The sequence below is a fragment of the Christensenella hongkongensis genome (assembly GCF_000981035.1).
GTDB lineage: Bacteria > Bacillota > Clostridia > Christensenellales > Christensenellaceae > Christensenella > Christensenella hongkongensis.
Genome location: NZ_LAYJ01000041.1, coordinates 1 through 3,891 on the forward strand (window position 1 = coordinate 1; position 3,891 = coordinate 3,891).

The 3,891-nt window shown below is 51.6% G+C and carries 6 protein-coding genes; 3 read left to right on the forward strand and 3 right to left on the reverse strand.

The genetic code is table 11. The features are described from left to right. Positions 1–734 (forward strand): TetR/AcrR family transcriptional regulator (locus CHK_RS15455; RefSeq protein ID WP_152651641.1); only part of this gene is annotated, 734 nt, incomplete at its 5' end. 35 nt (positions 735–769) lie between these two features. After that, positions 770–1,333 carry a DUF6125 family protein gene (locus CHK_RS01975; RefSeq protein WP_242844862.1) on the forward strand — a complete coding sequence of 188 codons (564 nt, stop codon included), beginning with the start codon at positions 770–772 and terminating at the stop codon, positions 1,331–1,333. A 37-nt stretch (positions 1,334–1,370) separates the two neighbouring features. Here the strand turns inward: CHK_RS01975 and CHK_RS01980 are convergent, their stop codons facing one another. Further along, positions 1,371–1,715 (reverse strand): hypothetical protein, encoded by a 345-nt coding sequence (locus tag CHK_RS01980; protein ID WP_046442359.1) that lies wholly within the window; start codon positions 1,713–1,715, stop codon positions 1,371–1,373. 42 nt (positions 1,716–1,757) lie between these two features. After that, positions 1,758–2,420, reverse strand: a complete 663-nt coding sequence (locus CHK_RS01985) for an HAD family hydrolase (RefSeq protein WP_046442361.1) — start codon at positions 2,418–2,420, stop codon at positions 1,758–1,760. 157 nt (positions 2,421–2,577) lie between these two features. Here CHK_RS01985 and CHK_RS01990 point away from each other — a divergent pair, with 157 nt between their 5' ends. Then, positions 2,578–3,465: a hypothetical protein gene (locus tag CHK_RS01990; protein WP_046442362.1), complete on the forward strand. Its 888-nt coding sequence runs from the start codon at positions 2,578–2,580 to the stop codon at positions 3,463–3,465. Between the two features lie 125 nt (positions 3,466–3,590). Here the strand turns inward: CHK_RS01990 and CHK_RS01995 are convergent. Next, on the reverse strand, positions 3,591–3,891 hold a 301-nt coding region (locus CHK_RS01995), incomplete at its 5' end, for a transaldolase family protein (protein ID WP_046442365.1).

The following is a 3,891-nucleotide window of genomic DNA, read 5'->3' on the forward strand; positions in this document are numbered from 1 at the left end:
CCGCCGTAGTCGGCATTGTAGGAAAATCCAAAAGTTTAGATTTTCCCACAATGCTTATCTTTTGGTCTTTGGTTCGGAATAGTGTAGTGCTGGCGGTCTATCTCTTGTTTTCGGTTGCTTGCTTCCTTACCGTACATGAGCATAAGGAGAAGGAATTAAAGATTATGCGCGCCCTGATGGCGCTGTTGTCCTCCGGAATGAACATCAGCGATATCAAAACATCCGATATCGCCGAAGCGGCGGGCATTGGCAAGGGTACGCTCTACAATTACTTTAAGACCAAGGAAGAAATTATTTCCAAAACGGTCATCTACAGCATCGAGATGGAGCTTTCTGAAATTTTCAGGAGGATGAGCGAAGCTGATGGTTTTCGAGCCAAGTGTTATTCCATCCTTGAAAGCGTACGCAAAATCATTGCGAACGAAAATTCGGATTTTCACTTGATGCTGTTTAATGTGGGCGGCAAAGAAATGCAGCAGTTCTTCGGCGGCGATATGTCGTTTATCCGCAGGTACCTTTCCATGATCTTTGATCAGACAATGCAGCTCGCCCGGCTTGGCGTGCGCGAAGGGCTGATCCTTCCGTCAGAGGATACGGAATACGTTTACAGCGCGTTTGCAGCCGCGCTTATGAGCTTTGTCCACGCGCGCTGCCGGATGGAGCACGAGCAGCCCGCAGCTACCTCGGCGGCAATGGACAACGCCTATAAGCTTCTTTTGAAGGCGCTCAATTAACCTGCCGCTTGACGCAGCCTGCCCTTTTTACTACAATGATACAAGAAAAAACGGAAGGTCTGGATATGGGAATGGAAAAAATGGAATACACGGATATCGAATCCCTGCCAAGGGAGAAGCTGATCGAGCTGATTCAAATGTATGCGAAAGACTGGCTGGCGCACGACGGCTGCTGGTTCCTGTCCATCGAAAAAAAGAGGGGCATCGACGAGGCGATGGAGCATGACGCAAACGCGTGGAAGCAATTTACCCAGATCGAGGCGCGGCGCATTAAGGAATTATTGGGGCTGCCCGAATATGCAGGTGTGGAAGGCCTCGCGCAGGCGTTTAAATTCCGGTTCCAGGCTTCGCTCAACGATCCTGAGGTCATTGTGGAAGGCAATACGGTAACCTACCGCGCACGCAAATGCCGCACGCAGGACGCGCGCGAACGAAAGGGCCTTGATTACTTTCCCTGCGCGCCCGTTGGGATTGTGGAATATGGTTATTTTGCAAAAACAATCGATCCGCGCTTTGAGGCCGAAACCATAAGCTGTGCGCCGGATATCACTGATCCAACCGCGCGGTGCGTATGGAAATTCACATTAAAAGAGGACTAAACAAAAACAGCGGATGGTTCCGCTGTTTTTTTATCTGTTATTGCAGGACGCTCGTCAGCAAGGTCAGCTGCTCCGTATTCTTATTCAGCACGAAAATATCGCCTGTTTCCATATCAAAGGCATACCATGCCTGTTCGTCCTGCCCGGAACGGATCGCTTCGGCGAGCTGGTATTTTGTCCCGCCGATCGTTTCTTCCCCGTCAATCCTGACTGCGTCCGGCGCATCGCCCTGTTGTGTCAGATAGCCCAGCAGGCGGTCTGCGTATGCAGAAGCAGTCTGCGGCAGCTGCCCGCCTGTTTCCTGCGCCGTGACCTCAGTGCAGCCCGCAGCGCAGGCCGCAAGAAGCAGCACGCACACCAGTAATACAACTTTTTTATTCATTTCTTCCACCTTCCGTAATACCCCGCGGCGGAAGAAAGGGCTTTATTCCTTCGCGCCGGAACGTACGATTGTAATAATTTCCTGTGGGTGGCTGACAATCATATCCGCGCCTTCCGCTACAAGAACGCTCTTATCACGGAATCCCCACGTCACGCCGATGCACGCAACCTTCGCATTTTTCGCCGCGCGCACATCTACCTCGGAATCCCCTACATAAACGGTTTCCTCCGGCAATGCGCCAAGCTTTTTCATTGCGGCAAAAATTCCGTCCGGCGCTGGTTTTTTCCGTACCCTGTCGCTTTCCCCCACCGCATCCTGCAAGAGGTCTCCAAAATATTCCCCGGCAAGCTTTTTTACCGCCGTGTCAAATTTATTGGATAAAACGGCCGTTTTTACGCCTTCGGCTTTGAGCTCGCCCAGCAGCTCGCAAATCCCGTCGTAGGGGCGTGTTTTATCCTGCATATGGGCTGCGTAATGCGTTTTGAACACATCCATGCACCGCAGGATTTTTTCATCCGGGGTGCCCGCGGGCACCGCAAGGCGGATGAGGCGCTCCACGCCGTTTCCCACAAAATCACCCACCTCTTTTACTGTCCGAAGTGGGTAATCAAATTCCCGCAGCATGTAATTGACGCTGTCCGCCAGATCATCCAATGTGTTGAGCAGCGTGCCGTCCATATCGAATATTACCGTTTTGTAAACCATATATAACCGTTCCCTTTCCGCGTTAATCGTGAATAATTTGTAAAATCCTACCACTATTCTAACATAAAAATAATATTTCTGTTATAATTGCAGTATTCAAAGAAATGATACAAAAAAGATACAATGTGGTGAAACACGTTTGAAATAAGGAGTCCCTATGAAAAAAATGGTTGCATTGGTTGTCGCGCTGTGTACGGCGGCACTCGGTTTCACAGCCTGCAGCATACCGAACGCCGGAAAACTGGAGATCATCAAATCTCCCACTGTGGCAGCCGGATCGCAGGAAGCAGCGAGCGAAACCCAGGATGATAACAATGAAACAGATACGCAGGAGGAAACAGGGCAGCCTGAGGCCACTCCCTCGCCCGCTGCGGATCCGGAGCCCACGGAGGGCATGAGCAAGGCCGAAGTGGAGGCTCTTGTGCAGGAAGGCGTCGTCCCCAAAGAGGCTGTGAACTCTGACGGCGAAGCAACGACCTACGATAACCAGAAGATTGCCGACGCGCTGCAAAAGTGCGCGGATAATATAACCTGTAAAACGATTATGATCGGCGGCAACAACGTTGTCGTACAGGCCGTGAACAACAACGGCGTAACAATCCCAAAGCTTAGCGTGGTTGTGACCGTATCCGATACGGAGCATACCTATGATTTTTACCAGGTAAAGGCGGCGGGCGAAGTCCTGATCCCGATTTCCAAGGGGAGTGGAGAGCTTCCGCCGGCGGTATCTGCCAAAACCGTGATTTCCATGACCGCCAACGAATATACCAACATAGCCGACCAGCTTGAATTCACCCCGTCCATGACGGATACGCAGTACAAGCTCGCGGTGAAGAACAATTCGGATAAGCCCTGCAAACGCCTGAGCATTACGGCAAAGCTTTACAGCGGTTCCACTGTGGTTTATACGGAGCTGGTTGAAAAATCGGAGGCCCTTGCTCCCGGAAACGTATCCAGCTTTGAGTTTACGCTTCCGGATTCGATGGCCGAGAACGGCGTTACCTTTGATAAAGCCGATTTTGTAGTCAACGAGGCCGCGGCCTGACAGAACGTGCGTGTGGCGCGGATGGAAAAGCACGCGCCCGCAACGCATCAGCATAACAAAAAGAAGAGGAAAGCTGCCTGATAAAGGCCCTTTCCTCTTTTTTACGTTGATTTTATGGCGCGGCTTTATTTCAGGTGCGTACCCTTCACTTCGTTTACCAGCGCATAAAAGTCCTGCGTGAAATTCTCCTCCGCCGTAAATGTCGCGTCGTGATAGGTAAGCGCGCGCAGCACGTCCGGCGCGGCTGTAACCGCACCAATCCCATGCTTGCAGAGGTTGAGTATCTGCTGCGAATTTTTAAAGCTTGCCGCGAGTACGTCCGCGTTCAGGTTGTGTACGCGGAACATGTCGTGGATGTCCTTTGCGACCTGTACGCCGTCCGCACCCATATTATCGAGGCGGTTGACATACGGCGCAGTATACCGC

Bases quoted from the DNA above. Each gene is read 5' to 3' on its own strand.
- CHK_RS01990 (WP_046442362.1), top strand. From the start codon at position 2,578: ATGAAAAAAATGGTTGCATTGGTTGTCGCGCTGTGTACGGCGGCACTC.
- CHK_RS01985 (WP_046442361.1), bottom strand. From the start codon at position 2,420: ATGGTTTACAAAACGGTAATATTCGATATGGACGGCACGCTGCTCAAC.
- CHK_RS01975 (WP_242844862.1), top strand. From the start codon at position 770: ATGATACAAGAAAAAACGGAAGGTCTGGATATGGGAATGGAAAAAATG.
- CHK_RS01980 (WP_046442359.1), bottom strand. From the start codon at position 1,715: ATGAATAAAAAAGTTGTATTACTGGTGTGCGTGCTGCTTCTTGCGGCC.